This window comes from Cupriavidus sp. 01L46, from assembly GCF_056399905.1.
Genome location: NZ_JBFTSF010000709.1, coordinates 1 through 519, shown reverse-complemented (window position 1 = coordinate 519; position 519 = coordinate 1). Strand labels below are relative to the sequence as shown.

The window sequence follows — 519 nt, the reverse complement described above, 5'->3', positions numbered from 1 at the left end:
GGCCGGGCTTGTAACCGGGCCGCTGCTGACCTCGTAGCGTCGCAGGCCGGCGATCTTCTTGGCGATCGGAACATGGGTCGAGAAGTAATATGAATCGAATGCCGCCRTGTCCGCAGGCTTCTTGTATAGCACCACTAGCTTTGCCATCGTCGTTTCTCTAAACGTGAGTTAGATAGAGCCTGTGCCTGCTCAGTGTAGCTTTCTCATAGCGTGTGAACCCCATTTCTGTCAGGACACGTATCGTCCGGTGCGCTTGAGGCATAACGGTACAAAACTGTGGTTCGCAGCGGGTTCCGGCGTGGGTCGACAGGGCCATGGCTTGGGGCTCGCGGTGTGGAACGCTACAGAGTCACGCCCCCCGCCATTCCTCGATGGACAACTAGCTACAGATATTACGGCCGCTGTGCCGAGAGCACTCCGTTTGGTCTTGGGCACAAGCTGACTGACTCTTAACGAATGCGGCGCACGGCTTCGAGCATGGAATGCCCCTGACTTGTCAGGCGGGGGTAGGCATCGCCG

Annotated in this window: 1 protein-coding gene; it reads right to left on the bottom strand. The window is 58.1% G+C overall.

What is annotated here, in order from left to right; genetic code table 11:
* The coding region (locus AC1DS3_RS39435; protein WP_477129472.1) for an EthD family reductase at positions 1-147 on the bottom strand (147 nt) is incomplete at its 3' end.
* Positions 148-519 lie beyond the last annotated feature (372 nt).